Annotated in this window: 27 protein-coding genes; 14 read left to right on the top strand and 13 right to left on the bottom strand. The window is 71.1% G+C overall.

The features are described from left to right. Nucleotides 1-5 precede the first annotated feature (5 nt). Nucleotides 6-518, bottom strand: a complete 513-nt coding sequence (locus tag ACWEN0_RS01520; protein ID WP_451967915.1) for a GNAT family N-acetyltransferase — start codon at nucleotides 516-518, stop codon at nucleotides 6-8. A 162-nt stretch (nucleotides 519-680) separates the two neighbouring features. Between ACWEN0_RS01520 and ACWEN0_RS01525 the strand changes: the two genes are divergently transcribed. From ACWEN0_RS01525 to ACWEN0_RS01535, 3 genes are read left to right on the top strand one after another with little or no spacing between them, the layout of a single operon-like run. Further along, nucleotides 681-1,205, top strand: coding sequence for a YbaB/EbfC family nucleoid-associated protein (locus tag ACWEN0_RS01525; RefSeq protein WP_451967916.1), 525 nt, complete (start codon nucleotides 681-683; stop codon nucleotides 1,203-1,205). Nucleotides 1,206-1,220: 15 nt separating this feature from the next. Further along, nucleotides 1,221-1,556 carry a hypothetical protein gene (locus tag ACWEN0_RS01530; protein WP_451967917.1) on the top strand — a complete coding sequence of 112 codons (336 nt, stop codon included), beginning with the start codon at nucleotides 1,221-1,223 and terminating at the stop codon, nucleotides 1,554-1,556. Beyond that, a complete protein-coding gene (locus ACWEN0_RS01535) occupies nucleotides 1,553-2,935 on the top strand; it encodes a hypothetical protein (RefSeq protein ID WP_451967919.1) in 1,383 nt (460 codons plus the stop codon). Before ACWEN0_RS01530 ends, ACWEN0_RS01535 begins: the two co-directional genes overlap by 4 nt. 48 nt (nucleotides 2,936-2,983) lie before the next feature. Here the strand turns inward: ACWEN0_RS01535 and ACWEN0_RS01540 are convergent, their stop codons facing one another. The 4 genes from ACWEN0_RS01540 to ACWEN0_RS01555 all read right to left on the bottom strand — a co-directional run bounded on the left by ACWEN0_RS01540 (nucleotide 2,984) and on the right by ACWEN0_RS01555 (nucleotide 8,634). Beyond that, nucleotides 2,984-4,138: an acyl-CoA dehydrogenase family protein gene (locus ACWEN0_RS01540; protein ID WP_451967920.1), complete on the bottom strand. Its 1,155-nt coding sequence runs from the start codon at nucleotides 4,136-4,138 to the stop codon at nucleotides 2,984-2,986. Further along, nucleotides 4,135-6,120 carry an acetyl-CoA carboxylase biotin carboxylase subunit gene (locus tag ACWEN0_RS01545; RefSeq protein ID WP_451967921.1) on the bottom strand — a complete coding sequence of 662 codons (1,986 nt, stop codon included), beginning with the start codon at nucleotides 6,118-6,120 and terminating at the stop codon, nucleotides 4,135-4,137. The genes ACWEN0_RS01540 and ACWEN0_RS01545 overlap by 4 nt, the downstream gene beginning before the upstream one ends. Before the next feature lie 2 nt (nucleotides 6,121-6,122). After that, nucleotides 6,123-7,736, bottom strand: coding sequence for a carboxyl transferase domain-containing protein (locus ACWEN0_RS01550; protein ID WP_451967922.1), 1,614 nt, complete (start codon nucleotides 7,734-7,736; stop codon nucleotides 6,123-6,125). 127 nt (nucleotides 7,737-7,863) lie between these two features. Continuing rightward, nucleotides 7,864-8,634 carry an SGNH/GDSL hydrolase family protein gene (locus tag ACWEN0_RS01555; RefSeq protein WP_451969800.1) on the bottom strand — a complete coding sequence of 257 codons (771 nt, stop codon included), beginning with the start codon at nucleotides 8,632-8,634 and terminating at the stop codon, nucleotides 7,864-7,866. 195 nt (nucleotides 8,635-8,829) lie between these two features. Here ACWEN0_RS01555 and ACWEN0_RS01560 point away from each other — a divergent pair, with 195 nt between their 5' ends. Continuing rightward, the gene (locus tag ACWEN0_RS01560; RefSeq protein WP_451967923.1) at nucleotides 8,830-9,420 is read left to right on the top strand and encodes an SACE_7040 family transcriptional regulator; all 591 of its coding nucleotides are present in this window, start codon (nucleotides 8,830-8,832) and stop codon (nucleotides 9,418-9,420) included. Between the two features lie 46 nt (nucleotides 9,421-9,466). After that, nucleotides 9,467-9,967, top strand: a complete 501-nt coding sequence (locus ACWEN0_RS01565; RefSeq protein WP_451967926.1) for a hypothetical protein — start codon at nucleotides 9,467-9,469, stop codon at nucleotides 9,965-9,967. Here the strand turns inward: ACWEN0_RS01565 and ACWEN0_RS01570 are convergent. After that, nucleotides 9,964-10,533: a TetR/AcrR family transcriptional regulator gene (locus ACWEN0_RS01570; RefSeq protein WP_451967928.1), complete on the bottom strand. Its 570-nt coding sequence runs from the start codon at nucleotides 10,531-10,533 to the stop codon at nucleotides 9,964-9,966. The two genes, ACWEN0_RS01565 and ACWEN0_RS01570, sit on opposite strands and share 4 nt — an antisense overlap. Nucleotides 10,534-10,649: 116 nt before the next feature. Between ACWEN0_RS01570 and ACWEN0_RS01575 the strand changes: the two genes are divergently transcribed. Continuing rightward, nucleotides 10,650-10,835, top strand: a complete 186-nt coding sequence (locus ACWEN0_RS01575) for a hypothetical protein (RefSeq protein ID WP_451967930.1) — start codon at nucleotides 10,650-10,652, stop codon at nucleotides 10,833-10,835. A gap of 6 nt (nucleotides 10,836-10,841) precedes the next feature. Here the strand turns inward: ACWEN0_RS01575 and ACWEN0_RS01580 are convergent, their stop codons facing one another. Further along, on the bottom strand, nucleotides 10,842-11,471 hold the full coding sequence (locus ACWEN0_RS01580) for a TetR/AcrR family transcriptional regulator (RefSeq protein WP_451967932.1): 630 nt from the start codon (nucleotides 11,469-11,471) through the stop codon (nucleotides 10,842-10,844). A gap of 80 nt (nucleotides 11,472-11,551) precedes the next feature. Here ACWEN0_RS01580 and ACWEN0_RS01585 point away from each other — a divergent pair, with 80 nt between their 5' ends. Both ACWEN0_RS01585 and ACWEN0_RS01590 read left to right on the top strand, forming a co-directional pair. Continuing rightward, entirely contained in the window at nucleotides 11,552-12,430 is an 879-nt protein-coding gene (locus ACWEN0_RS01585) for an AurF N-oxygenase family protein (RefSeq protein WP_451967934.1), read from the top strand. 14 nt (nucleotides 12,431-12,444) lie between these two features. Then, a complete protein-coding gene (locus ACWEN0_RS01590) occupies nucleotides 12,445-12,663 on the top strand; it encodes a hypothetical protein (RefSeq protein ID WP_451967936.1) in 219 nt (72 codons plus the stop codon). Nucleotides 12,664-12,672: 9 nt separating this feature from the next. Here the strand turns inward: ACWEN0_RS01590 and metX are convergent, their stop codons facing one another. Together metX and ACWEN0_RS01600 are read right to left on the bottom strand one after the other, a co-directional pair. Further along, nucleotides 12,673-13,782, bottom strand: coding sequence for a homoserine O-acetyltransferase MetX (gene metX, locus ACWEN0_RS01595; RefSeq protein ID WP_451967938.1), 1,110 nt, complete (start codon nucleotides 13,780-13,782; stop codon nucleotides 12,673-12,675). Beyond that, the gene (locus ACWEN0_RS01600; protein ID WP_451967940.1) at nucleotides 13,779-15,089 is read right to left on the bottom strand and encodes a bifunctional o-acetylhomoserine/o-acetylserine sulfhydrylase; all 1,311 of its coding nucleotides are present in this window, start codon (nucleotides 15,087-15,089) and stop codon (nucleotides 13,779-13,781) included. The genes metX and ACWEN0_RS01600 overlap by 4 nt, the downstream gene beginning before the upstream one ends. A 164-nt stretch (nucleotides 15,090-15,253) precedes the next feature. Between ACWEN0_RS01600 and rdmE the strand changes: the two genes are divergently transcribed. Next, nucleotides 15,254-16,780 carry an aklavinone 12-hydroxylase RdmE gene (gene rdmE, locus ACWEN0_RS01605; RefSeq protein ID WP_451967942.1) on the top strand — a complete coding sequence of 509 codons (1,527 nt, stop codon included), beginning with the start codon at nucleotides 15,254-15,256 and terminating at the stop codon, nucleotides 16,778-16,780. 56 nt (nucleotides 16,781-16,836) lie between these two features. Here the strand turns inward: rdmE and ACWEN0_RS01610 are convergent, their stop codons facing one another. Further along, on the bottom strand, nucleotides 16,837-17,253 hold the full coding sequence (locus ACWEN0_RS01610) for a hypothetical protein (RefSeq protein WP_451967944.1): 417 nt from the start codon (nucleotides 17,251-17,253) through the stop codon (nucleotides 16,837-16,839). A 347-nt stretch (nucleotides 17,254-17,600) separates the two neighbouring features. Here ACWEN0_RS01610 and ACWEN0_RS01615 point away from each other — a divergent pair, with 347 nt between their 5' ends. After that, nucleotides 17,601-18,521 (top strand): hypothetical protein, encoded by a 921-nt coding sequence (locus ACWEN0_RS01615; protein WP_451967946.1) that lies wholly within the window; start codon nucleotides 17,601-17,603, stop codon nucleotides 18,519-18,521. 31 nt (nucleotides 18,522-18,552) lie between these two features. After that, nucleotides 18,553-18,975, top strand: coding sequence for a hypothetical protein (locus ACWEN0_RS01620; RefSeq protein ID WP_451967948.1), 423 nt, complete (start codon nucleotides 18,553-18,555; stop codon nucleotides 18,973-18,975). A 57-nt stretch (nucleotides 18,976-19,032) separates the two neighbouring features. Here the strand turns inward: ACWEN0_RS01620 and ACWEN0_RS01625 are convergent, their stop codons facing one another. Then, nucleotides 19,033-19,653, bottom strand: coding sequence for a class I SAM-dependent methyltransferase (locus tag ACWEN0_RS01625; protein WP_451967950.1), 621 nt, complete (start codon nucleotides 19,651-19,653; stop codon nucleotides 19,033-19,035). Nucleotides 19,654-19,702: 49 nt separating this feature from the next. On the opposite strand from ACWEN0_RS01625, the gene ACWEN0_RS01630 reads away from it, so the two are divergent. Then, a complete protein-coding gene (locus tag ACWEN0_RS01630; RefSeq protein ID WP_451967952.1) occupies nucleotides 19,703-21,250 on the top strand; it encodes a PucR family transcriptional regulator in 1,548 nt (515 codons plus the stop codon). A 162-nt stretch (nucleotides 21,251-21,412) separates the two neighbouring features. Beyond that, on the top strand, nucleotides 21,413-22,327 hold the full coding sequence (locus tag ACWEN0_RS01635; RefSeq protein ID WP_451967954.1) for a zinc metalloprotease: 915 nt from the start codon (nucleotides 21,413-21,415) through the stop codon (nucleotides 22,325-22,327). Between the two features lie 47 nt (nucleotides 22,328-22,374). On the opposite strand, the gene ACWEN0_RS01640 is transcribed toward ACWEN0_RS01635, so the two are convergent. Next, the gene (locus ACWEN0_RS01640; RefSeq protein WP_451967956.1) at nucleotides 22,375-23,307 is read right to left on the bottom strand and encodes a zinc-binding dehydrogenase; all 933 of its coding nucleotides are present in this window, start codon (nucleotides 23,305-23,307) and stop codon (nucleotides 22,375-22,377) included. Between the two features lie 171 nt (nucleotides 23,308-23,478). On the opposite strand from ACWEN0_RS01640, the gene ald reads away from it, so the two are divergent. Continuing rightward, on the top strand, nucleotides 23,479-24,594 hold the full coding sequence (ald, locus tag ACWEN0_RS01645; protein WP_451967958.1) for an alanine dehydrogenase: 1,116 nt from the start codon (nucleotides 23,479-23,481) through the stop codon (nucleotides 24,592-24,594). 2 nt (nucleotides 24,595-24,596) lie between these two features. On the opposite strand, the gene ACWEN0_RS01650 is transcribed toward ald, so the two are convergent. Then, complete coding sequence (locus ACWEN0_RS01650) at nucleotides 24,597-25,697, bottom strand: acyltransferase family protein (RefSeq protein ID WP_451967960.1); 1,101 nt, start codon at nucleotides 25,695-25,697, stop codon at nucleotides 24,597-24,599. Between the last annotated feature and the right edge of the window lie 35 nt (nucleotides 25,698-25,732).

Genomic DNA, 25,732 nt, shown 5'->3' on the forward strand with positions numbered 1-25,732 from the left:
TCGCGCTACCCCACGCGCTGCTCCAGCACCTGCCCGACCCACTCCTCGACGTGGAACCGCACTGTCGGCTTGAAGCCCTGGCTCTCGTAGTAGCGCTGCAGCGCGCCGTCGCCGCCCGCCCAGCAGTCGACGCGCACGAGGTCGATGCCGCGCCGCCGCGCTTCGTCGAGCGCGTACTCGACCAGCCGCCCGCCGACGCGCCGCCCGGTGAACCGCCGCGACGTGATCAGCAACCGGACGTACAGTTCACGCTCGTCAACCGGCGGCACGTGCGGGTCGTGCTCCTCCGACACGATCAAGGCGCCGGCCGCCTCGCCGTCGACCATCGCGATGCGCAGGCCCGGGTCCGCGGCCATGCCTTCGACGCGTTCGACGCGGCTCGGGACGCGGCTCCACGGCTCGGTCCCCCACTGCTTCGCGCTGCCCCGCGCGACCAGCCATTCGACGGCTTCGTCGAAGAAGCCGAGCAACGTCTCGACGTCCCCGGAATCACCCGAACGGATGACGATGTTCTCCATGTGCCCTGTCTTACCGCATGCGGGGGTACGCGCGGGCCGACTTCGGCGATCCACGCCTCGTTCAGCCCGCGGCTCGGTTCGCTTCATCCGAGCTTCAAGGAGCGCTGATTGACTTCGTCCGTTCCCCACCTCTCTCGCGACGAGGACGAATTGACTCATTCAGTGCCTCCCGACGGCGATCCGTTGGCCGCGTTCACCGTCGAACTCGAAGAAATCAAGGCAAAAGCGGCAGCCGCGCAGGAACGGCTCCAGTCGGCCACCGCCAGCGCGCAGTCGCCGGACGGCGCGGTCTCGGTGACGGTCGGCCCGAGCGGCGTGCTGCAGGACCTCCGGTTCGGCCCCCGCGCGTACGAGCGGCCGCCGCACGCCCTGGCCGGAATGGTGATGCAGCTGGTCGGCCGGGCGCAGCAGAAGGTCTCGGCCCAGGTCGCCGACGCGTTCGGCGGCATGGTCGGCGAGAGCTCGGCCGCCCGCGAGCTGCTGGACGAGTTCCTGCCGCAGCCCGAACCGGAGACGCCGCCGCCCCCGGGCAAGAGCGATGTGTTCATGCCGGAGCAGGAGGCCGAAGACCGGCCGCCCGCGCCGCCGCACCGCCCGCCGCCCGGCCCGCCGCCGCAGCAAGGCCCGCCGCGCCGTCGTCCCCGGCCCGCGCCGGAAGAGGACGAGGGCGAAAGCAACCCCTGGTAGTACGGAGGAGATCCGGTGGTTTCCGGAGAAGGTTTCTCGGTCGACCCGGCCGAGCTGCAGAAGTTCAGCCAGTTCCTGTCCGGCACCACGCAACCGGCGGTGCAGGACGCCGCGAACCGGATGCAGGCCGCCAACGGGTTCGACAACGCCGCGTTCGGCATCCTGCTCGCCCAGGTGCTCGCCGTGCCCTCGCGGATCACGATGGGCGTGATCACCGGAGAGATCACCAAGCTCGTGGGGGACATCGGCAAGTCCGCCGACGACGTCAAGAAGGCCGCCGAGACGTACTCGACCCACGACTCGAACACGGCGCAGGGTTTGAGCACCTTCGAAACGGAGCTGGGCAAGTGACCGTCCCCATCACGTCCGCGAACTCCACCACGGGCGCCGGCGTCTTCGACAGCTGGAAGCAGGTCGGCGACTCGATCGGCAAGGTCCAGACCGAGCACGGCGGCGACCTCGCGGCCGTCAGCGTCGAGCTGGGCGTCAACGTCGTCAGCGCCGTGCTCGACACCGTCGCGTTCGCCATGGACCCGCTGGCCAAGCTGATCGCGGCCGGCCTGGGCTGGCTGATCGAGCACGTCTCGTTCCTGAAGTGGCCGCTGGACCAGGTCGCGGGCAACCCGTCCGAGGTCACGAAGGTCGCCAACGAGCTGCACAAGATCGGCGAATCGCTGCGCAACACCAGCACCGAGCTGGACGAGACGCTCAAGGCGACGATCACCCAGTGGCAGGGCAAGGGCTACGACAGCTTCCTCAAGTCGATCAACGACCGCAAGGGCTGGATCGACGCCAACGCCAAGGCGGCCGACGTCGCCGGCTACATGGTCGAGACGACCGGGGCCCTGATCGGCGCGGTCCGCTCACTGCTGCGCGACATCATCACGACGATCCTCGGCGACATCATCTCCACGATGCTGATCGCGCTCGCGCTGGCCATCCCCACCTTCGGCGCGTCGATCGCGGTCGGCGTGACCAAGTGCGTCGCGACGGTCTCGGTGCAGGTCGCGGCGATGATGGCGAAGCTCGCCAAGGTCGTCGCCTACGCCGGTCGCACGCTGGGCCGGCTCACCGGCCTTTCGAAGCTGGTCAAGGGGAAGCCGGGTTCCTCGGGCGCGGGTCACGAGCTGAGCAACCTGCCCCCGCACGGCGGCGGCGTGCCGAACTTCTCGCGGCCGCTGCCGAAGCCGCCCGGCACCGCCGTCACGCACGACGGTCCCGGCGGCGGTGGCGCGACGCCGAGCACCCGGCCCCCGGGCGACGGCACGACCCCGAACTTCTCGCGGCCGTTGCCCCCGCCGGGAACGGCGGTCACCCACGACGGACCGGGTGGGGGCGCGACGCCGAGCACCCGGCCCCCGGGCGACGGCACCACGCCGAACTTCTCGCGCCCGCTGCCCCCGCCGGCCGCCCCGCCGAAGCCGACGCCGCCGAAGTCGCACCTGAGCGACCACGACATCTCGACGATCAAGAAGCACGAGGACTGGCTGAAGACGAAGTTCGGCGACAGCTACAAGAAGATGAAGTTCGTCGACGACTGGCTGAAGGCGAAGGCCCCGGACTACTACCCGATGCTGAAGGCCCTCTCCGACGCCAAGAGCTCGAAGAACTTCGTGGGCTGGGCCGGCAAGGACATCGTGCAGGTCGACCGCGGCCTCACCGACATCCAGATGCAGGCGGAGGCCGCCTGGGCCGAGGAAGACAAGAAGGAACAGCAGCAACCGAAGTGAGCCGCGCGAAAGGGCTCCTCACCGGCTGGTGAGGAGCCCTTCGTGGTTTCAGGCGACGCCGAGGTGGCGCGAGATCAGCATCTTCTGGACCTCGCTCGTGCCCTCGCCGATCTCGAGGATCTTGGCGTCGCGGTAGAAGCGGCTCACCGGGAACTCGTTCATGAAGCCGTAGCCGCCGAAGATCTGCGTCGCGTCGCGCGCGTTGTCCATCGCCGCGTTCGAGGCCACCAGCTTCGCGATCGAGGCTTCCTTCTTGAACGGCTCGCCGCGCAGCATCTTCGACGCGGCCTGGTAGTAGGCCAGGCGCGCGGTGTGCGTGCGGACCTCCATGTCGGCGATCTTGAACTGGATCGCCTGGTACTCCCCGATCCGCTTGCCGAACGCGACGCGGTCCTTGACGTACTGCAGGCACTCGTCGACGCACCCCTGCGCCAAGCCCACCGACAGCGCGGCGATCGCGACGCGACCTTCGTCCAAAATGGACAGGAACTGCGCGTAGCCGCGGCCGCGGACGCCGACCAGGTTCTCCGCCGGGACCCGGACGTCCGAAAAGGACAGTTCGTGGGTGTCCGAGCAGTTCCAGCCGACCTTCGAGTACTTCGGCGCCACCTCGAAGCCGGGCGTGCCGGACGGGATGAGGATCGCCGAGATCTCCTTGCGGCCGTTTTCCATCACGTCCGTCACGGCCGTGACCGTGACCAGGCGCGTGATGTCCGTGCCCGAGTTCGTGATGAACGCCTTGCTGCCGTTGACGACCCACTCGTCACCGTCCAAAGAGGCCCGGGTGCGCGTCGCGCCCGCGTCCGAGCCGCCGCCCGGCTCGGTGAGGCCGAAGCCGCCCAAGGCTGTCCCCGCGCACAGGTCGGGGAGCCACTTCTCCTTCTGCTCCTGGGTGCCGAAGCGGAAGATCGGCATCGCGCCGAGCGAAACGCCGGCCTCCAGGGTGATCGCGACCGACGAGTCGACCCGCGCCAGCTCTTCCAGGGCCAGGCACAGCGCGAAGTAGTCGCCGCCCATGCCGCCGAACTCTTCGGGGAACGGCAGGCCGAACAGGCCCATCTCGCCCATCTTGGCGACGATCGCGTACGGGAACTCTTCCTTCTCGTACAGCTCGCCGATCACGGGCGCGACTTCGGCGTGCGCGAAGTCCTCGACGGTCTTGCGGAGGGCCTCGTACTCCTCGTCCAGGCGGAAGTCGATCACTGCTGCTCCTCTTGGGGCGAAACTACGGCTAGGGTTTCGTCGAGCGCGACCTGCTGGCCGGTCCGGACGGGCAGTTCGCTGACCACGCCGTCGATCGGCGCGGTGACGGTGTGTTCCATCTTCATCGCTTCGACGACCAGCAAGGGTGTTCCGGCCTTCACGACGTCACCCGCCGCGACCTTCACCACGAGCACCGTGCCCGGCATCGGACTGGTGACCGGCCCGGCCCCCGCGGTCTCGCCGCGCGAAGACAGCACGAATTCCTGCTCCCCGAAGGGAAAGCTCAGGCCGTCACGCGCCAGCCAGACCGTCCGGTCCGGACCGCAGGCCTGGCGGTAGCGGTGGAAGCCGCCGGCGTGCCGGACTTCGAGCACGTCGCCGTCGCGGCGGGCCGAGACCTCGACCGGCTCGCCGTCGTCGACGAAGACGGTCGCGGCCGACGGCGTGCCCTGCACCCGGACCGCGGCACGCGCCGCGCCGGACTTCAGCCGGAACGTCACCCCGCCGGAGCCGCCCATCCGCCAGCCGTCCGGGACGTCCCACGGGTCCACGACGGACCCAGCCGGCTGCAGCTCCAGCAAGCGGTCCAACGCGGCCGCGACGAAGAACTCCGGCGGCACGCCGGAAGAGACCAGATCGGACAGCCGCCGGTCGACCAGTTCGGTGTCGAGCCGTCCTTCGCGGACGTCGGAATCGGCCAGGAGCCCCCGGAGGAACGCGGTGTTGGTGCCGACGCCCAGCAAGGCCGTGTCGGCGAGGGCCCGGTCCAGCCGGTGCAGCGCCGACGCGCGGTCCGGGCCCCAGGCGATGACCTTGGCCAGCATGGGGTCGTAGTTCGAGCCGATCACCGCGCCGCGCGTCATCCACGAGTCGACGCGCACGCCGTCGCCGGACGGCTCGTGCACCGCCAGCACCGTCCCGCCCGTCGGGATGAACCCGCGCGCCGGGTCTTCGGCGTACACCCGTGCTTCGACGGCGTGTCCATTGAGGACGACGTCTTCCTGGTTGACGGTCAGGTGTTCCCCGGCCGCCACCCGGACCTGCCACTCGACGAGGTCGAGGCCGGTGACGAGCTCGGTGACCGGGTGCTCGACCTGCAGCCGGGTGTTCATCTCCATGAAGAAGAACTCGTCGGGGTTCTTCGCCGACATGATGAACTCGACAGTGCCCGCGCCGACGTACCCGACCGAGCGCGCCGCTTCGGCGGCGGCGGTGCCCATCTTCTCGCGGGTGGCCTCGTCGAGAAGCACCGACGGCGCTTCTTCGATGATCTTCTGGTGCCGCCGCTGCAGGCTGCACTCGCGCTCGCCGAGGTGGATGACGTTGCCGTGCTCGTCGGCCAGCACCTGGATCTCGATGTGCCGCGGCGTCGTCACGAACCGCTCCATCAGGAGCGTGTCGTCGCCGAACGAGCCCTTGGCCTCGCGCCGCGCGGACTCGATCGCCGCGTCCAGCTCCCCGGGCGCGTGCACCAGCCGCATGCCCTTGCCGCCACCACCGGCGGACGGCTTGAGCAGCAGCGGATAGCCGACTTCCGCCGCGGCGGCCGCGAACCCGCCCTCGGGGATGTCCGCATCGGACGCGCCGGGCACGACGGGGACCCCGGCCTTCGACACCGTCGCCTTGGCGCGGATCTTGTCGCCCATGGCGTCGATCGCCGCGACCGGCGGGCCGATGAACACCAGCCCGGCGTCCTCGCAGGCCTTCGCGAATTCGGCGTTTTCGGCCAGGAAGCCGTAGCCCGGGTGCACGGCCTGCGCGCCCGACGCCCTGGCGGCGTCGACGATGGCCGGAATCGAGAGGTAACTGCGCGCGGCTTCGGCCGGGCCGATGCGCATCGCCGTGTCGGCCTCGCGGACGTGCCGCGCGTCGGCGTCGGCGTCGCTGTAGACGGCGACCGCCCGGATGCCGAGCGCACGCAGCGTGCGGATGACGCGGACGGCGATCTCGCCGCGGTTCGCTACCAGCACTGAGTCGAACATGATCACATCCGGAAGACGCCGTAGTTGACATCGGAAAGCGGTGCGTTGGCCGCGGTCGAGAGCGCGAGGCCGAGCACCGTGCGGGTGTCCGCCGGGTCGATCACGCCGTCGTCCCACAGCCGCGCCGTCGAGTAGTAGGGGCTGCCCTGCGCCTCGTACTGCTCGCGGATCGGGTCCTTGAACGCCTCTTCGTCCTCGGTGGACCATTCGCCGCCGCGGGCCTCGATGGCGTCACGGCGGACCGTCGAGAGCACCGACGCCGCCTGCTCGCCGCCCATCACCGAGATCCGCGCGTTCGGCCACATCCAGAGGAACCGTGGCGAGTACGCCCGGCCGCACATCGAATAGTTGCCGGCCCCGAACGAGCCGCCGATAACGACCGTTAACTTCGGCACCCGCGCGCAGGCCACCGCGGTGACCATCTTCGCGCCGTGCTTCGCGATGCCGCCGGCCTCGTACGCGCGCCCGACCATGAAGCCCGTGATGTTCTGCAGGAACAGCAGCGGGATCGAGCGCTTGTCGCACAGTTCGATGAAGTGCGCGCCCTTCATCGCGGACTCGGCGAACAGCACGCCGTTGTTCGCGACGATGCCCACCGGGTGGCCGTGGATCCGGGCGAACCCGGTGACCAGTGTCGACCCGTACTCCTTCTTGAACTCGCCGAACCGGCTGCCGTCGACGATCCGCGCGATGACTTCGCGCACGTCGTACGGCGTGCGCGGGTCGGTCGGCACCACGCCGTACAGCTCGGCGGGGTCGACGGCCGGTGCCTCGGTCGGCAGCACGTCCCACGGCCGCGGCGTGCGCGGGCCCAGCGTGGACACGATGGACCGGACGATCCGCAGCGCGTGCGCGTCGTCGTCGGCCAGGTGGTCGGTGACGCCGGACTGGCGCGCGTGGACGTCGCCGCCGCCGAGCTCTTCGGCCGTGACGACCTCGCCGGTCGCGGCCTTCACCAGGGGCGGCCCGCCGAGGAAGATCGTGCCCTGGTTCCGGACGATGACGGCTTCGTCGCTCATCGCCGGGACGTACGCGCCGCCCGCCGTGCAGGAGCCGAGGACGGCCGCGATCTGCGGGATGCCGCGCGCGGACATCGTCGCCTGGTTGTAGAAGATCCGGCCGAAGTGTTCACGATCCGGGAAGACCTCGTCCTGCCTGGGCAGGAACGCGCCGCCGGAGTCCACCAGGTAGACGCACGGCAGGTTGTTGTGCAGCGCGACCTCCTGGGCGCGCAGGTGCTTCTTGACCGTCATCGGGTAGTACGTGCCGCCCTTGACGGTGGCGTCGTTCGCGACGACCACGCATTCGCGGCCCGAGACCCGCCCGATCCCGGTGATGATCCCGGCCGACGGCGCCTCGTCGTCGTACAGTCCATTCGCCGCCAGGGGCGAGAGTTCGAGGAACGGCGAGCCCGGGTCGAGCAGCGTGTCGACGCGGTCGCGCGGCAGCAGCTTGCCGCGGTCGACGTGCCGGGTGCGGGCCTTCTCCGGCCCGCCCAGCCGCGCGGCGGCCAAGCGTTTGCGGAGGTCTTCGACCAGCTCCGCGTGGGATGTGGCGTTGCGGGCGTAGGCCTCGCTGTCCGGGGCAGCGGTGGTCCCCAGTGCCGGCGTGTCCATGGTCTCCCTCGAAGTTAGCAGTCGTTAACCTCGGCTCCGATGTTAGCGACCGCTAACGTGGGTGTCCAGTGACGCCGCACGCGAAAAGGCCCCCTCGTCGCCGAGGGGGCCTTTCCCGGTGGGGACGTCAGCCGATCGCGCCGCGCAGCGGGGCGTAGTAGCCGCCCGACTGCCCGGCCGCGGTCGGGTGGTACGACTCGACCACCGGCCAGGTCAGGCTGTGCAGGTAGTCGTCCGCCGACGAACAGATGTTGTGGCCGACGAACGACGGCCGGACGTCGACGAACGTCGCGCCGGCCGAGGCCGCCCGCGACTGGGTCACCGACGCCAGGGCGTCGGCGCCGGAGTTGATCGCCGACCGCTTGGTGTCGCTCAGCCCGACCCAGCAGGAGCCGGGCACGGTGTAGAAGCGCGGGTAGGACAGGACGACGAGGCGAGCGCCCGGCGCCTTGGCCTTGATCGCGTTGTAGGTGTTGGTCAGCAACGCGGGCAGGGTGTTGTTGACGTAGGTCTTCGCGGTGTTGACCCGGTTGGTGCAGTCCGAGTCGCTGCCGAGGGTGCAGGTGGTGATCACGTCGGTGAAGCCGGCGTCGTTGCCGCCGACGGTGACCGTCACCAGGTTCGCGTTGGAGGGGATGGAGTTGGCCTGGTTGATGACGTCCCCGGTTTTGGCACCGGAGCAGGCCAGGAAGGTGAACGACGTGCCGCTGTGGGCGTTGGCCCAGAGCTGGCCGTAGGCGTTCGAGCTGCGGTAGCAGCTCCCGGAGCTGCCGTAGCTCCCGGCCCCGACCCCGGAGGAGTAGGAGTCGCCGAGCGCGGCGTAGACGGTCCCGGCGGCGTGCGCGGTGCCCACGACGCCGAGAGTGGACAGGACTACGGCCCCGAGGGCCGTGCTCAACCGCAGGAAAAACCGTCGCGACAGACGGATCGGAACCCCCATGGGCCACTCCTTTGTGACAGAACCGACCCCAAAAGCACACCAGGTTGAAGCCCCACAAGGAACCCCTGGTTACCTGTAAGTAACCCACTCGGCCCACGCCGGAAGACGGGAACAGTGTTAGCGGTCGCTAACCTCCCGCTCTAATATGACGGGATGCCGGCCAACCCGACCCCGCTCGTGAACGGCGAGAAGGCGAGCAGACGCGAGCAGATCCTGGCCGCGGCCGCCGAGCTGTTCGCCCACCACGGCTTCCACGGCGTCGGCATCGACGACATCGGCGCCGCGGTCGGCATCTCCGGCCCGGCGCTCTACCGGCACTTCCGCAGCAAGGACGCGATCCTCGGGGAGATGCTGAACTCGATCAGCCGCTACCTGCTCGACGGCGGCACGAGGTGGGCGGCCAGGCCCGGCTCGCCGGACGACACGCTGGCCGGGCTCGTGGCGTTCCACGTCGGCTTCGCGCTCGCGCACCCGGCGCTGATCACGGTCCAGGAGCGCAACCTCGCGAACCTCACCGACGCCGACCGCAAGCAGGTGCGCGCGCTGCAGCGCCAGTACGTCGAGGTGTGGGTCCGCGCGATCCGGGAAGCCATGCCGGAGCTGGAAGAACGGCAGGCGCGGTCGGCGGCACACGCCGTGTTCGGACTGATCAACTCGACCCCGTACAACCGCCATCTCGGTGACGGGGAACTCGCCGAACTGCTCTCCCGGCTCGCGCTGGGTGCCCTCCGCGCGGCCGGATGACCGACCCGGATCAAGGTATCCCCACGACCGCCGCCGCTGGTGTTTGATGGGGCACGTGGATGCGGACTGGAACGAGCAGGAGCTCGTCGAGAAGGCCCAGCGCGCGCTGACGGCGCTGAGCCTCGGAGACGACGCCGAAGCCCTCGTCGAGGTCGCGCCGACGGCCGTCGAACCGCAGGCCCGCGCGGACGAGACGAAGGCGCTGATGCTGCTGCTGTTCGGCGAATGCAGCGCGATGGTCTCCACCCTCGGCGACGGCGGCAGCGCGCCGGTGAAGGTCCAGGTCTTCGACGAAGACGGCGAAGAGGTGTCGATCGACCAGGCCGACCCGCCGGTGCGGACCGCGGTGCGGACCCTGCTGGCGGAGGTCCACGGCAACACCGAGGCCGCGCAGGAGCAGGTCGAGATCGCGCTGGCCAGCGCGGCGCCGGACGAGGTGGACAGCCTGGTGCTGCAGGCCCTGCGGTGGACGATCCGGCTGTCGGTCGAGTGCCTGGACCGCGACCTGCCGGTGGCGCCGTGGATCTCGGAAGCGGTGTCGGACTAGGCGGTCCCGGCCCGGATCGCGGCGACCAGCGTGCGCACGAGCTCGTCGCCGTCGACCTCCCACTTCTCCTTCGCCAGGTGACCGCTGAGCTCGAGCCCGGCGATGCCGTGCGCACTCGACATCAGCAGCGCTCCGTAGCGCCGGGCGTCGCGCTCGCCGACCAGGTCGGCGACGAGCGCCAAGTAGACGCTTTCGACGCGGCTCGCCGCTTCGGCGGCCACCGGGTCGCCGGCCACCGGTGTGCTGAACATCAGTGCGTACAGGTGCGGTTGCCGCCGGCCCACCGCGATGAGCGCGAGCAGAGCCCGCTCCAGGCGCGCGCTCGGCGTGGCGGCCCGTAGGTCGCCGACTTCGTCCGCCAGGGCGTTCCAGGCGTTGACGGCCAGTTCGGTCAGCAGATGCGCCTTGTCCTCGAAATGGCCGTAGGGCGCGCCGCGCGAAACACCCGCGCGGGCGCCGACCGCGCGGAGCGTCACGGCGCCCGGCCCGCCTTCGTCGAGCAGCTCGGACGCGGCGCGCACGAGCGCCTCCCGGGTCGCCGCGGCGGTTTCGGCTCGGGTCACCATGACGCCGCAGTGTAGTTGACAGTGTCACGCGAAACCCGGACAGTAGGCACCGGCAGCGGTACGGCGGGCTCGTCGAAGCCGTCGTCGCGCAGTCGCTCGCGTACACCAGGAACGGCATGCCGGCGGACAAGGCCGGCGTCATCGTCGCCGAGGCCGCCACCGCGCGACGGCCGCGCACGCGCTACACCATCGGCCGCGACGCCGCGCTCATCACGCGCCTCGTGCGCGTCCTCCCCGACCGGGTGCTCGACCGCGTCGTCGCGGCGAACCTCCGGCGGTACTTCCCGATGGCCGGGCGTTAACGTGCGTTAACTCGGGCGCAGCGAGCGGACGACCGGCGTCAGGTACAGCTCGGCCAGCCGGCGCCGCTGGGTGTCGTCGTCCACCGGCAGCACCGTTTCCGGCGTCAGGACCAGCGAGACGACGATCCGGATCAGCAGCTCCGCCATGCCGTCGATGTCCTCGGCCGGCAGGCTGAGCCGGCCCGCCGCGATCTCCGCGTGGAAGTGCGCCGCGATCCTCGACCGCGCCGCCGCGAACAGGCCGCCCGCCTGCACCGTCAGGTGCGGCAGGATCAGCTCCGGCTCGGTGCGCAGCAGCCGGTTGAGCAGCCGGTGCCCGCGCAGGTAGACCAGGGAGAAGCTCAACCCCTCGATGAGCTTCTCCTCCGGCGTCGCCTGCGCCTCGACGACGGCGTCGACCTTCGTCAGGAACCGCTTCATCTCCCGCAGGATCAGCGCGTTGAGCAGCTGGTCCTTCTTCGGGAAGTACCGGTAGATCGTCACGCGCGAAAGGCCGACGCGGCGCGCGACGTCGTCGACCGTGAACCGGCGCAGCCCGAAGTCCTCGGCCTGGGTCAGCGCCGCGCCCATGATCCGCTCCGCGGTCTCGTCGCCGGGCAGGTCGGCTTCGAGGGCGTGCTTCAGGAGATCGCGCATGGGCCAACCTTAGGCGGGTTTACAACTTGACGAAGATTGTTTCATGCGTTCTAGTGTTACACGACACAGGGAGGTGCGGCATGGGTGATCGCGAAGCCACGGCGGAACGCCTGCTCCGCTCGAGCGCCCGGCTCTCCTACGACCCGGACGTCGACGTGCACTGGGCAGCGCCGCTGAACGACGACCAGTTCTTCATCCCCGAAAAGCTGGTCTCGCTGTACGGCACGCCGGTGTGGGACACGCTCAGCCGCGAGCAGCGGATCGAGCTGTCACGCCAGGAGCTGGTGAACACCGTCAGCGTCGGGATCTGGTTCGAGCTGATCCTCATGCAGATGCTGCTTCGCGCGTCCTACCGGCAGGACCCGACGACCCGGCACGTGCACTACGCGCTCACCGAGATCGCCGACGAATGCCGGCACTCCACGATGTTCGCGACGCTCATCGAGCGCGTCGGCGGCCGCCCCTACCGCAACAACCGCTGGCTCCAGCTTTCCGCGCAAGCGCTTCCGGCGATCCTGCACGGGCCGGCGATGTGGGTGGCGACGCTGATCGGCGAGGAGATCTTCGACGCGCTGCAGCGCGAGCACCTCGACGACGAGTCGGTGCAGCCGGTGGTGCGCGCGGTGATGCGGATCCACGTCACCGAAGAGGCCCGGCACGTCAAGTACGCGCGCGACGACCTGGTCCGCTCGCTGGCGAGCGCCCCGCGGTGGCGCAAGGAGTTCGCGCGGCTCGTGGTCGCGGTGGGTGCGCTGCTGATGTCGCGGCTGCTGTCCCGGCCGCGCCAGTACCTGCGCGCGGGGATCGACCCCGGCGTCGCGGTACCGGCGGCGCGCAGCAGCGAGCACCGGCGGGAAACGCTGACGTTCGGGGCCCGGAAGCTCGTCCGGTTCCTGCGGGAGAACGACCTGATCGGCGGCCCGAGCGCGGTGCTGTGGCGCCGCGCCGGAATGCTCTAGGCGGAGGGGAAGCCATGGCACTCAAGGACTTGCTGGCCGCGGGAACCGGCAGGCTCGCCGACCGCATCACCACGGCGGGCGACGAGGCGGGCGACCGCGCGGACGACGTCGCCTGGCGGGTGGCGAAGCTGTCCGACCGCGCGGCCGAACGGCTCGGCGACTACGCGGCCGGCGCCTCACGACGGGTCGCGAACCGCTTGGTGCGCCTGGGCGAGCGCGTCTCCGGCCGCTGACCCGGCCGCCTACCCCAGCAGCTGCTTCACCAGCGCCGCGATCTGGTCGGTCTCGATGAGGAACGAATCGTGGCCGTACGGCGAAGAAACCACCGACGGCTCGGGCGCGCCCGGGATCCCCGCCGCGATCTCCGCCGACTGGTACAGCGGGTAGAGCCGGTCGCTGTCCACGCCGCCGATCACCGTCCGGGCCGTCACGCGGCCCAGTGCCGAGGCCACGCCGCCGCGGTCGCGGCCGACGTCGTGGGTGTTCATCGACTCCGTCAGCACCAGGTAGCTGTTCGCGTCGAAGCGCCGGACCAGTTTGTCCGCGTGGTGGTCCAAATAGGACTCGACCGCGAACCGGCCGCCCCGCAGCGGATCCTCGTCGCCCTGGTATTTCCGGCCGAACCGCTGGGCCAGCTCCGGTTCGCTGCGGTAGGTGACGTGCGCGATCCGCCGCGCGACGCCCAGGCCGCGCCACGGCCCCGAAGGCTCCGAGTAGTAGTCACCACCGTGGAAGAACGGGTCCGACCGGATGGCGTGCAGCTGCGGCGACGCCCAGGCGATCTGCTCGGCAGACGCCCGCGCCGTGGACGCCAGCACCAGCACGGAGGCCACGCGCGCGGGGAACGTCACCGCCCACTCCAGCGCGCGCATCCCGCCCATGGACCCGCCGACGACCGCCGCCCAGCGCTCGATGCCCAGGTGGTCGGCCAGAACCGCTTCCGAAACGACCTGGTCCCGCGAGGTCACCACCGGGAACCGGCTGCCCCACGGCGTCCCGCCGGGGTCCGGGGAGGACGGCCCGGTCGAACCCTGGCAGCCGCCGAGCACGTTGGGCACCACGACGAAGAACTCGCTGGTGTCCAAGGCTTTTCCCGGCCCGATCAGGCCGTCCCACCAGCCCGCGCTGGGGTGTCCCGGCTCCGGGGGCCCGGCCGCGTGGCTGTCGCCGGTCAGGGCGTGCTCGACCAGGACGGCGTTGGACGCGTCGGAGTTCAGCGTCCCCCACGTCTCGTAGGCGAGGGTGAACGACGGCAGCACGCCACCGGCCTCCAGCGCGAGCGCGCCGGGGCCGGTGACGAACTCCCGGCGGCCCGGCGGATCACCGATCCGCCAGGCGCCGGTAACGGTCACAGTTCCGCCTTGGCCGCCCGGAATCCGGCCTCCAGGTCAGCCTTGAGGTCCTCGATCCCCTCCAGCCCGACGGCGATCCGGACCAGGCCCGGCGTCACGCCGCTGGCGAGCTGCTCCTCCGCCGAAAGCTGGCTGTGCGTGGTCGACGCCGGGTGCACGATCAGGCTCCGGACGTCGCCGAGGTTCACCAGCTGGCTGTGCAGTTCGGTGCCGTCGACGAACTTCCGGCCCGCCTCGACGCCGCCGCGCAGGTCGAACGACAGGACCGCGCCCGCGCCGCGCGGCAGGTACTTCTGCTTGGCCGCGTAGAAGGGGCTCGACGGCAGGCCGGCGTAGTACACCTTCTCGACCTCATCGCGCTGTTCCAGCCACTCGGCGAGGGCCTGCGCGTTCTGCACGTGCCGCTCGACGCGCAGCGACAGGGTCTCGATGCCCTGCAGGATCAGGAAGCTGTTCAGCGGGGCGATCGCCGCGCCCGTGTCGCGCAGCAGCTGGACGCGCGCCTTCGCCGCGTACGCGCCCGGGCCGAGCGCCTCCCAGTACTTCAGGCCGTGGTAGCTCGGGTCCGGCTCGGTGAAGCCCGGGAACTTCGCCGGGTCCTTGCCGAAGTCGAACGTGCCGCCGTCGACCAGGACACCGGCGATCGTCGTGCCGTGGCCGCCGAGGTACTTGGTGGCCGAGTGGATCACGACGTCGGCGCCGTGCTCGATCGGGCGGACCAGGTACGGCGTCGGGATGGTGTTGTCGACCAGCAGCGGGACGCCGGCCTCGTGCGCGGTGTCGGCGACGCCGCGGATGTCGAGGACGTTGCTGCCCGGGTTGGCGAGCGTCTCGGCGAAGAAGAACTTCGTGTTCGGCCGGACGGCGGCGCGCCACTGCTCGAGGTCGTCCTGGTCGTCGATGAACGTGACCTCGATGCCGAGCTTCGGCAGCGTGTAGTGGAAGAGGTTGTAGGTGCCGCCGTAGAGCGACTGGCTGGACACGAAGTGGTCGCCCGCGCCCGCCAGGTTCAGGATCGCCGCCGTGGTCGCGGCCGAGCCGGACGCGAACGCCAGCGCCGCGACCCCGCCTTCGAGGGAGGCGACGCGCTGCTCCAGCACGTCCTGCGTCGGGTTCATGATCCGCGTGTAGATGTTGCCGGGCTCGGCCAGGCTGAACAGGTCGGCGCCGTGCTGGCTGTCGCGGAAGACGTACGACGTCGTCTGGTAGATCGGGGTCGCCCGCGCGCCCGTGGCCGGATCCGGCGCGGCGCCCGCGTGGATCTGCCTGGTCTCGAAGGACCACGCCGAGGTGTCGTCCGCGCTCATCGGTTTCTCCTTGCGGGTCAAGGGGTTAGTCCGCCCCCGAAGCTACTTCGGCCGAACGGAGTACCCAACCGTTCCCACGTCCTGGGAGCCCACTCCCCTTGCCTGTCAAATATCTCTGTGTCTAAGATATCTCCATAGGGAGATTCACGGACTGGGAGGAAGTCATGTCGGAGCGGGTACAGGTGCTGGTCGTGGGGGCCGGGCTGGGCGGATTGTCGGCGTCGCTGTTCCTGGCGCGGGCGGGAGTGGACGTGCTGACCGTCGAACGCCACGCCGGAACGTCGGTCCACTCACGGGCCGCCGGGCAGAACTGGCGCACGATGGAGTTGTTCCACTGGGCAGGAATCGACCGCGAAGTCCTCGAAGTGAGCCCGCGGGCGTCCCAGGGACTGCGGATCACCGTCGCGACCAGCCTGGCCGGCCGCGTCCTGCACCGGCTGATGGAGGACGGCAGCGAGTTCGACGTCTCGGCGTCGACGACGATGCCCGCCGGGATGGCGGGCCAGGACGTCGTCGAGCCGATCCTGCTGGCCCACGCGGAGAAGGCGGGCGCCCGGGTGCGGTTCCGGACCGAACTCGCCGACCTCGCGCAGGACGAAGCCGGTGTCACCGCGACACTGCGGCACCGCGACTCCGGCGAGGAGACGGTGGTGCGCGCGGACTACGTCGTCGCGGCCGACGGCGGCCGCAGCGGCATCCGGGCCCGCCTCGGCATCGGGACCACGGGGCTGGACGCACTGAGCCACTGCCTCGGCGTGGTGTTCGACGCCGACCTCGGCGACCGCGTCCAGGCCGGCGTGACCGACCTGTTCTACCTGCAGCACGGCGACTTCACGGCCGGGCTGGTCAACACCGACGTCCCGAACCGGTACGTCTTCGCGCCCGACTACTTCCCCGAGAAGGGCGAGAGCCCGGCGGACTTCACCCACGACCGGCTGGTGGCGATGATCCGCGCCGCCACCGACCTGCCGGACCTCGAGCCGGAGATCGTCTGGACCGGCTCGTGGGAGGTCGCCGCGCGCCTGGCCGACCGGTTCCGCGACGGGCGCGTCTTCCTGGTCGGCGACGCGGCGAAGGTGACGCCGCCGACCGGTGGCCAGGGTGGCAACACGGCGGTCGGCGACGGCGCGGACCTGGCGTGGAAGCTCGCCGCCGTGCTGCGCGGCGAAGCGGGCCCGGCCCTGCTCGACACCTACGAAGCCGAGCGGCGGCCGATCGCGCGGATGATCATCGACACGTCGCTGCACAACATGAAGCAGCGGATGCACCCCGGCCTCGACGTCTCGGGGATCACCGAGCCCGAGGACATGCTGAACGCCGTCCTCGGGTTCCGGTACCGCTCGACCGCGGTGCTGACGGAGGAGCCGGACGACGGTTCCCGGGTCGAGGACATCCACGCGCCGACCGGGCGGCCCGGCGTCCGCGCGCCGGGCCTGGCGTCCACTTTGGACCTGCTCGGCCGGGGGTGGGTGCTGCTGTGCGCGGGCGACGGCTGGACTTCGGCCGCGGCCGACGCCGGCATCGACTGCCACGTCGTCGACGACGACCGGTTCGCCCCGCGCTACGGGCTTTCGCGAGGGGGCGCGTCGCTCGTGCGCCCGGACGGGATCGTCGCCTGGCGGGCCCCGGAGCCGGTCGCCGACCCCGCGGCCGAGCTGCGGCGGGTGCTGGACGCGGTCCTCTCGCGCTAGACACGTCGTGAGCGGGAAACCAGTGCAGGAACCCGGTTTCCCGCTCACGACGTGCTTCACCGGGCCGCGGGCCGCCGGGCCGCGCGCACGAAGTGCTCGTGGAGGTCGCGCACGTGCTCGGCCCAGAACGCCTGGCGCCCGCCGCGGCTGCGCGGCACCGCCAGGCCCTTGCGGCTCGCGAGCCGGTAGAACCCGGGTCCGGCGTCGTCGGCGCCGAGGTCCCGCACGAACGCCCCGAGCAGCCGGCCACCCGCCTCTTCGAAGGCGGCCTCCGAGACGCGGTCGACCAGGTGGGCCATGCCCGCGCGGCCGTCGCCGGTGGTGAAGTCGAACCGGGCGTGTCCCGTGCAGCGGGCCAGCGCGGACGCGAATTCCCCGTAGGAGATCGTCCGGTTCACCACGGCTCTCGCGATCAGGATCGCCTTCCCCGCCACGACCAGCCTTTCCCATTCCGCCTCGTCACGCCCGTACACTTCATCACCTCGCGTTTTCCCGAAAAACCGTGTGATCGCCATTCCCGCGTCAACCGCCCAGGACGCGCGGGACGAGAGGATGCCACAAGGCCCCGGAACGTCGGATGGCGGGCCGGTCTTCTTGTCCTGCAAGGAAAATTCGGACACCTGTGTCGGCGCGGCCGTCCCCGCGGTATGCCACGCGGTGGTTTCTTTTCGCTCCCAACGGTTCATCGGCAGGAATTTTCGGCGATTGCGAAAAACGGGGGAACCCTCTGGGAATGCGCCCGCGACTGTCATAGAGTCGGCCCTCTCCTCGGGCCTGAATTCGATCAGTCCCGCCATTTCCGGAAATTCCAGGGAGCGCGGTGGCCGACACCCGAGACCGGTCTTCGTTCGACTTTCTCGCCTGGGTGCTGGGCGCGTGCCGGACCGACCGGGTCACCGGCTGCCTCTACCTCGCGGGCCGTCCCGGTGGCGTCGTCCACCTGCGGGACGGCGCGGTGGTGGCGGTCGACAGCCCGGGCGCGCCGGGGGTGGACGCGCTGCTGCTGCGCTCGGGCCGGATCAGCGAGGCGGACTGGTCCGCGGTCGTGCGCGCCGGCGCGGACCCGCACGACGAGCTGCGCGAGCGCGCCGGGATCGGGGGCGCCGAGCTGCGGCTGGTCACGACGACGGCCTGCCACGACGGGGTGTTCGCGGTCGTCGCGGGCTCGATCGACGAGTACGCCGTGGACCGCCGGCCGCTGGACGTCGCGCTGCCGATCACGCCGGGCGTGGACCTCGATCGGCTGCTGGCCGAAACCTCGCGGCGGATCGACGCGCTCGCGTCGCTGGCCACGCCGGTCGCCCCGCACCGCGAACGGCTCGAGCCCGCGCCCGGCGCCGACCCGCCCGCTGCCGCGCTGAGCCCGGCGCGCCGCGACATCATCGCGTGCGCCGACGGCCGCCGCTGCGCCCGCGACATCGCGTTCGTGCTGGGCCGCAACGTCTTCCCGGTGACGGTCGAGGTGTCCAGGATGGTCGGCGACGGGCTTCTGGCCGTGGCCGGCGCCGCGCCGGTGGCCATCGCCGGCCCGCTCCCGTCACTGCGCCCCCGCGCCCCCGAGCCGCCCGGGACCGAAGGCGACACCGACCCGAAACCACCCCTGCCGCGGCGCGAACCCGGCGCGAGCGGCGTCACGGACGACGCGCGTGCGCCCCGCGTTTCCGGCTGGCAGGTGCTGCCCCGGCTCTTCAACCGCATCCGGGCCGGCCCCTCGCACCAGGAGGACCCCGACCCTTCGTGACCCCATCCCCCACCCGCAAAGGAGAACCGCCGTGCTGGGCCAAGGCCAGAACATGTCGGACCAGATGAACATCATGGTCAAGCGGCTGCGGCAGGAGGTGTCCGACTGCCTGGCCGCCGGCGTCGTCGACCTGGCGACCGGGATGCTGCTGGCCGTCGACACGACCGACGCGCACCCGCCCGAAGTGCTGGACCTGCTCGCCGGCGCGACCCTGGACCTGTTCCAGGGCCGCACGGTCGTGATGATCGAGGACGTGTTCAAGGAACGCCGCGGCGTCGCGAGCAGCGAGCACTACTTCCAGGAAATCCTCGTGAACAGCGCCAACCTGACGCACCTGTTCATCCGGAACAACCGCGACGAAGACGTCGTCGCGGTCGTCGTCTGCCCGCGCTCGGTGAACATCGGCATGCTCTTCGCCGGCGCCCGCCGGGCGGTCAAGACCCTGCTGGTCTGACCCCACGATCGCCTGCCGGGGCGGCGCGTCCGCCCGCCGCCGCCCCGGTAGGCCCGCTCAAGTCCGGCCGAGCACCCAGTGGAACGTCGCGGGGCCTTCGGGTTCCCGCATGGTCACCGGCTCGTCGACGAGGAGCGTGAACCCGCTCGCCGCGAGCAGGCGCCGGTTCTCCGCCGTCGAGTGGCTGCTGAAGAACATCGGCGTGCCGAGCCAGTCGTCCTCGACGCCGTTCGCTTCGCTGCAGCCCAGCGAGGCCAGGAACCAGCCGCCGGGCCGGAGCCAGCGGGCGATCCGCGCGAACAACGCGCCCTGTTCCTCACGCGGGACGTGCAGCACCGAGTAGAACGCCGTGACGGCGTCGAACGTCCCGTCCGGAAAGGACACCTCGGTCATGTCGGCCCGCTCGAAACGCGCCGCGGGGACGTTGCGCCGGGCGAGGTCGAGTTGCGCCGAAGACACGTCGACGCCGAGGACGTGGTGGCGCTCGGCCAGCAGCGCCGTGCCGGGCACGCCCGCGCCGCAGCCGAGGTCGAGCACGTCGGCGCCGTCGGCGAGGCGGCCGGTCAGCTCGGCCAGGAAGCGCGACCGCGGGTCGTCCGGGATCCGGGCGCTCCATTCGAGGTATCGCCGCGCCGAACGGTCGTAGCCGGATTCGACGATCCGCCGGGCATCGCTCACCCGTCGACCCTACCGAGCCGTCCAGCGGTTTCTCGGCCAGAATGAGCCCGTGGTCTCGGTGCGCAGCGTGGTCGACCGGGTGGGGCCGACGCTGCTCCACGCGCTCCAGGTGCCCGACGACCCGCCCGCCGTGGCCGACGTCGTCATCGCCGAACCCGGCGGGGCCGTCGCCGCGGGGGACCTCGTGCTCGGCGTCGCCACCACCGGTCCCGAAGACGCCGCGGACCTGGTGAAGCAAAGCGCCGAGCAGGGCGCGGCCGCGGTGCTCCTGAAGCCGCCGCTCGCCGCGAAGCCCGCCGTGAAACGGGCCGCGAAGGCCAGCGGGATCGCGCTCGTCCAGGTGCACGCCGCGACATCGTGGGCCCAGCTCGTCTGGCTGCTCCGGACCGTCCTCGACGCCCTCGCCGACGAGTCCGAGGACCTCGATCCCGGCTCGGGTGACCTGTTCCGGCTGGCCGACGCCGTCGCGTCCGTCGTGGACGCGCCGGTGACCATCGAGGACACCAACTCGCGCGTGCTCGCCTACTCCGCGCGCCAGGACCTCACCGACCCCGCGCGCGTCGCCACGATCATGGGCCGCCGCATCCCGGACGACGTCCTCGCGCGCTTTCGCTCGCGCGGGGTGTTCCGCGAGCTGTCCCGTGGCCGGCAGACGATCTTCGTCCCCGCCCAGCGCGACGGCACGCTGCCGCGGCTGATCGTGCCGATCCGGATGGGCGGCGAGCTGCTCGGGTCGATGTGGGCGGTGGTCGCCGGGCCGGTGTCCGACGAGCGCGCGGCCGCGTTCGCCGACGCCGCGCCCGTCGTCGCGTTGCACCTGCTGCGGCGGCGCGCGCACACGGACGCGCAGCGCCGTGCGTCGGCCGAGCTGCTGCGCGGGGTGCTCGAAGGCCGCGCGAACCCGCGCAAGGCGATGGCCGAGCTGGACCTGTCCGACGAGCCGCACCGCGTGGTCGTCATCGAGGTCACCGGCGGCGACGGCCGCGACGCGGAAGGCCTGCGGCTCGCGCTGCTCGAGCGGATCGCCCAGGGCATCGGCCGCCGTCCGGTGACGACCGAGCTGGCCGGGCTGCTCTACGCCGTGGTGCCGGACCGGCCGGGCCCCGGCGGCTGGGAGGAGCTGCGCGAAGCACTGACGACGACGGCTTCGAGGCGCGGCGGCGCCCCGCGCGCCGCGGCCGGAGCGCCCGGCGAAATCGGCGACCTCTCCGCGTCACGCCTGCAGGCCGACGAAGCCCTCGGCCTGCTGCGCGCCGAGCTGCTCGACCAGCGCGTGATCACCTTCGACGAAGCTTGGACGGCGTTGACGCTGCACCGCGGCGCGACGGCGGCCGTCGCGGCGAAGGTCGCAGAACTCGGCCCGTTGGGCGCCCTGCGCGCGCACGACGAGACGGGCAAAGCCGGCTACGTCGAGACGCTCTACGAGTGGCTGCGGCACCCGGGCGACCCCCGGGCGGCGGCGCGCGAGCTGCGGATCCACCCGAACACCCTGCGGTACCGGATGCGCAAGCTCCTCGAGCTGGTGCCGCTGGACCTCGACGACCCCGACGTCCGGCTGGCCCTGCTCACCCAGCTGGTCGCGCTGCGCTGGAGCTGATGGGCCGTTCGGCCCAGCCTGCGACGTATGCACTACTTCGCATGGATCGCGCCGATCGTTCGGATTGTCTTTTCCAGCCGAAAGATGGTGGATTCCGGTGGTCGCCTGACGCATTTTCTCTTCCACCACCCGGGGTGGCCGGGTCGTCGCAGAGGAGTGTCCATGAGCAGTTCGGAGCGGATTCGCAGAGCCGTCAAGCTGGGTGCGGTGTCCGCGCTCTCCTTGGTCGCCCTGGTCGTCCCGGGCGCAGGCGCCGGCAGCTCGGTGGCCGCGCCCGCCGGTGACTGCTTCACCCCGACCCACAGCGCGGACCGCAGCAAGGACGGCCACGCCGACAGCCTGTCGCCGGCCGAAGCGGCCCGCGTCGAAGCGGACATGCAGAGCAAGCTCGCCGGCAAGCGGACGGCGTTCAAGGCCGCGGCCGCCGTCTCGATCCCCGTCTACTTCCACGTGATCACCAGCGGCTCGACCGGCAACCTGCCGGCCTCGACGATCACCAAGCAGATCTCGGTCCTCAACAGCGCGTACGCCGCGAGCGGCTACAGCTTCTCGCTGGTGAGCACGGACTACACGAACAACTCCACCTGGTACAACGGCATCACCGACGGCACGTCGGCCGAGCGCAACATGAAGAACGCGCTGCGCAAGGGCGGCAAGAACGCGCTGAACATCTACACCGCCAACCTCGGCGACGACCTGCTCGGCTGGGCGACGTTCCCGTGGAACTACAGCTCGCAGCCCAAGATGGACGGCGTCGTCATCCTCGACGAGTCCCTCCCGGGCCGCTCGGCGACGAACTACAACGAGGGCGACACGGCCACGCACGAAATCGGCCACTGGATGGGGCTCTACCACACCTTCCAGGGCGGCTGCTCCGGCTCGGGCGACTACGTGTCGGACACCCCGGCCGAGGCGACGGCGACGTCCGGCTGCCCCGCGAACAAGGACACCTGCACCTCGACGGGCAAGGACCCGGTCCACAACTTCATGGACTACAGCTACGACTCGTGCATGTACGAGTTCACCGCGGGCCAGACCGCGCGGATGAACAGCTCGTGGTCGGCCTACCGCGCCTGACGAAATGCCCGTGAAGGCCACCTCGGGGTGGCCTTCACGGCACGCGGTCACGCGACCAGGAGCGTCTTGCCGATCGTGGCGCGGGATTCGATCGCCGTGTGCGCGTCGGCAGCCTTCTCCAGCGGGAAGCGCTGCCCGATCACCGGAACCAACCGCCCGGCCGCGGCTTCCGTCAGCGCGGACTCCGTGAACGCCCGCATCTCCGCCGGGCTCCCGATCGAGCGCACCAGCGAGACGTCCCGGCGCGCAGCGTCCTCTTCGGACACTTCGGCCCACGACCCACCCGCCAGGCCGTAGACCGCCATCCGGCCGCCCGGGCGCAGCAGCCCGAACGCCGCCGTGCCGATCTCCCCTCCCACGCCGTCGAACACGACGTCCACCTCGCCGGCGCGGGCCGTCCAGTCCGGCGCCAGGTAGTCGACGACGACATCGGCGCCCTGGACGTTGGCCGCCTTCGCCGGCCCGCCCGCCGCGCCGACCACCGACGCTCCCGCCGCCTTCGCCAGCTGCACCAGCAGGCCGCCGACGCCGCCCGCCGCCGCCTCGACGAGGACCCGGTCGCCGGGGCGGACGCCGGTCGCGCGCACCAGGCCCGTCGCCGTCCGGCCGTCCGCGAGCAGGGCCACCGCCGCGTCGAGCCCCAGCGCGTCCGGCACCGGGAACACCCCTGCCGCGTCCACCGCGACGCGCTGCGCGTACCCGCCCGAGCCGCCGGTCGACGTCACCACCCGCAGCCCGGCCAGCCCCGGGTCCACGCCCGCGCCGACCGCGCTGACCACACCGCCGACGCCGTTGCCGGGGATGACCGGCAGCACCGGGCGGAAGGGGCCCGTCCCGGCGCGCACCTGCGTCTCGACGAACGTGATGTTCGCGAACGCCACTTCCACCAGCACCTGACCGGGCCCGGCGACCGGATCGGGCGCGTCCTCCGGGACGAGCGCCTCCGGCCCGCCGAACTCCCGCAACCACACAGCTCTCATGTGTTCACGCTGCAACCTCCAGTGAGATCGAAGTCAACACTCTTGTCCGCGGAGCACTACGATCACGGCGGAAAAATGTCCGAGCAGCACGATGACACCGCCGTCCGGGTGGCTCACCGTAAGTGGCACCACCGCATTCGCATCCGACGCGACCGACCCTGGAGGCCGACCGTGCGCATCGCTGTTCCCCGTGAGATCAAGAAGCACGAATACCGGGTCGCGCTGACCCCGGCCGGGGTCCACGAGCTGGTCGGCCGCGGGCACGACGTGTTCGTCGAGACCGGCGCGGGCGTCGGCTCGTCCATCACCGACGACGAGTACGTCGCCGCCGGCGCGAAGATCCTCGCCACCGCCGCCGAGACGTGGGCCGAGGGCGAGCTCGTGCTCAAGGTCAAGGAGCCGATCGCCGAGGAGTACCCCCGGCTGCGCGCGGACCAGGTCCTCTTCACCTACCTGCACATCGCCGCCGACCGCCCGCTGACCGACGCGCTGCTCGCCGCCGGCACGACGGCGATCGCCTACGAGACGGTGCAGACCGCGAACGGCGCGCTGCCGCTGCTCGCCCCGATGTCCGAGGTCGCGGGCCGGCTGGCCCCGCAGGTCGGCGCGTTCTCGCTGATGAAGCCGAGTGGCGGCCGCGGGGTGCTGCCGGGCGGCATCCCGGGCGTGCACCCGGCGCGCGTGGTCGTCATCGGCGGCGGTGTCGCGGGCCTCAACGCCGCCCGCGTCGCGCTGGGCCTCGGCTCGGACGTCGAGATCCTGGACACGAACGTCGACCGTCTCCGCCAGATCGACAACGACTTCGGTGGCCGCATCCGCACGGTGACGTCGAACCGCCTGTCGGTGGAGGAGTCGGTGCTGCAGGCCGACATGGTCGTCGGCGCGGTGCTGGTCCCGGGCGCGAAGGCGCCGAAGCTGGTCTCGAACGATCTCGTGTCCCGCATGAAGCCGGGCAGCGTCCTCGTGGACATCGCGATCGACCAGGGCGGCTGCTTCGCCGACTCGCGGCCGACCACGCACGACGACCCGACGTACACCGTGCACGAGTCGGTCTTCTACTGCGTCGCGAACATGCCGGGCGCGGTGCCGCGGACGTCGACCTACGGGCTGACGAACGTCACGCTGCCGTACGCGGTGCAGCTGGCCGAGCACGGCTGGAAGGCCGCGCTGCAGGCCGACGCCGCGCTGGCGAAGGGCCTCAACACGCACGCGGGCGCCCTGACGAACGGCCCGGTCGCGGTGGCCCACGACCTGCCGCACACGCCGCTGGACACCGTCCTCGCCTGACCTTATTTCACCCGAGCAGGTCCCTGTCGCACCGCGGCAGGGGCCCGCTCCCCTTTTGCGGCGAGCCGACGTCCGAACGCGATGGCCGGCAGCTCGACCCACCGCCGCAACCCGCAAGCGAAGAGCAGCGCGACGGCAGAGGTGGCAGCGGCCTTGGCCAGACCGGTCGGCAGCAGCAACCCGGTCACACCCGCGGCCCCGGTCTGGGCGAGGTAAAGGGCGTACGACCGGCCGCCGACGAACTTCAGCGGCCGGCTCGCCACCACGCGCCGCACAGGCCCCTGACCCACAACCGCGACGAGCAGCAGCGCCGCACCCACCGCATAAACGGGCACAACGAACTGCCAGTACCCGCCGAACCACTGCCCAAGCGGCTTGACGGACAGCTGCAGCCCGCAAAACCCCAGCGCGACCAGCAAGGCAGCACCCGGACTGGTGAACGGCCGCAAAACGGCGAACCCACGCGGGTGATGCAAGGCGAGCCCGAGCAGACAGCCCACGACGAGCGAGCCGTAGTGCACGCTCAAGCTCGCCCACTGGTGCGCCGGCGCGAGCGGCAGCACACCGAGCACAAGGCCGAGCGCACCGGCACCGATCAGCGGACGCAGCGCGGCCTTCCTCGACGTCACCAGCAGCACCGCGGGCCAGATGAGGTAGAACTTCTCCTCCACACCCAGCGACCAAGACGTCGGATAGGGCGTGTTGTAGTCGACGACTTCGTTGAAGAAGGTCAGGTAGAACGGCATGGCGTCACCGAGCCGGCTGCTCTGGTAGGTCCCGGCGAGCGTCACGGCCAACGCCGTCAGCCCGAGCAGCAGGAAGTAGACGGGCATGATCCGAAAAACGCGACGTAGGTAGAAGCCGCGAAGCGAAATCCGTCCGGCGCGGTCCTCCTCACGCAACGCCAGGGTCGTGATGAGAAACCCGGAGAGCACGAAGAACAGCTGAACGGCGATCCAGCCCTGGAGCCGATCGACACCGGGCCCGCCGTAGTGGAAGAACACGACGGCGAGCGCGGCAAGCGCACGCAGCCCGGTGAGCCCGGGAAACCACGAAGACGCCCGGTATTCCGCGTACTCGAGCGGCCGCCAAGAGAGGATCATGCCCGCAGCGTCGGCCGCGAACGCTGAACGAAGCC

This window comes from Amycolatopsis sp. NPDC004378, from assembly GCF_053602455.1.

What these genes read in the sequence shown, in the direction of transcription:
- ACWEN0_RS01520 (WP_451967915.1), bottom strand. Translation starts at nt 518, where the DNA reads ATGGAGAACATCGTCATCCGTTCGGGTGATTCCGGGGACGTCGAGACG.
- ACWEN0_RS01545 (WP_451967921.1), bottom strand. Translation starts at nt 6,120, where the DNA reads ATGTTCGACTCAGTGCTGGTAGCGAACCGCGGCGAGATCGCCGTCCGC.
- ACWEN0_RS01550 (WP_451967922.1), bottom strand. Translation starts at nt 7,736, where the DNA reads ATGGACACGCCGGCACTGGGGACCACCGCTGCCCCGGACAGCGAGGCC.
- ACWEN0_RS01560 (WP_451967923.1), top strand. Translation starts at nt 8,830, where the DNA reads ATGCCGGCCAACCCGACCCCGCTCGTGAACGGCGAGAAGGCGAGCAGA.
- ACWEN0_RS01565 (WP_451967926.1), top strand. Translation starts at nt 9,467, where the DNA reads ATGGGGCACGTGGATGCGGACTGGAACGAGCAGGAGCTCGTCGAGAAG.
- ACWEN0_RS01570 (WP_451967928.1), bottom strand. Translation starts at nt 10,533, where the DNA reads ATGGTGACCCGAGCCGAAACCGCCGCGGCGACCCGGGAGGCGCTCGTG.
- ACWEN0_RS01575 (WP_451967930.1), top strand. Translation starts at nt 10,650, where the DNA reads ATGCCGGCGGACAAGGCCGGCGTCATCGTCGCCGAGGCCGCCACCGCG.
- ACWEN0_RS01580 (WP_451967932.1), bottom strand. Translation starts at nt 11,471, where the DNA reads ATGCGCGATCTCCTGAAGCACGCCCTCGAAGCCGACCTGCCCGGCGAC.
- ACWEN0_RS01585 (WP_451967934.1), top strand. Translation starts at nt 11,552, where the DNA reads ATGGGTGATCGCGAAGCCACGGCGGAACGCCTGCTCCGCTCGAGCGCC.
- ACWEN0_RS01590 (WP_451967936.1), top strand. Translation starts at nt 12,445, where the DNA reads ATGGCACTCAAGGACTTGCTGGCCGCGGGAACCGGCAGGCTCGCCGAC.
- ACWEN0_RS01600 (WP_451967940.1), bottom strand. Translation starts at nt 15,089, where the DNA reads ATGAGCGCGGACGACACCTCGGCGTGGTCCTTCGAGACCAGGCAGATC.
- rdmE (WP_451967942.1), top strand. Translation starts at nt 15,254, where the DNA reads ATGTCGGAGCGGGTACAGGTGCTGGTCGTGGGGGCCGGGCTGGGCGGA.
- ACWEN0_RS01635 (WP_451967954.1), top strand. Translation starts at nt 21,413, where the DNA reads ATGAGCAGTTCGGAGCGGATTCGCAGAGCCGTCAAGCTGGGTGCGGTG.
- ACWEN0_RS01640 (WP_451967956.1), bottom strand. Translation starts at nt 23,307, where the DNA reads ATGAGAGCTGTGTGGTTGCGGGAGTTCGGCGGGCCGGAGGCGCTCGTC.
- ACWEN0_RS01650 (WP_451967960.1), bottom strand. Translation starts at nt 25,697, where the DNA reads ATGATCCTCTCTTGGCGGCCGCTCGAGTACGCGGAATACCGGGCGTCT.